This is a genomic window from Chryseobacterium sp. SIMBA_029 (assembly GCF_046535275.1).
Classification (GTDB): Bacteria; Bacteroidota; Bacteroidia; order Flavobacteriales; family Weeksellaceae; genus Chryseobacterium.
In genome coordinates this window covers 1-228 of the sequence record NZ_JAWRXA010000959.1, presented here as the reverse complement: position 1 = coordinate 228, position 228 = coordinate 1, and the positions used below count along the sequence as shown (strand labels likewise).

The 228-nt window shown below is 38.6% G+C and carries 1 protein-coding gene; it reads left to right on the top strand.

Annotated elements, in window-relative coordinates; all coding sequences use genetic code 11:
• Positions 1 to 39: 39 nt before the first annotated feature.
• On the top strand, positions 40 to 228 hold a 189-nt coding region (locus SB679_RS26640; protein WP_410705470.1), incomplete at its 3' end, for a hypothetical protein.

Genomic DNA, 228 nt, shown 5'->3' with positions numbered 1-228 from the left:
ACAAGTGAACTCTTGGCATACTTAATCGAAATCGGATGGATGGAAAGAGTTAATGATGCTTGGACACTAACAAATACCGGTAAAAACAAAGGTGGACAATTTAAATCAGATTCGTTACGAGGAACTTGGGTTGTTTGGCCTGATACTATAATTCACGAGCTTGAGTCTTTGAAAGGCTCACAGGCAACGGATACTAAATATATAAACGCCACTGTATTGAGTCAAATC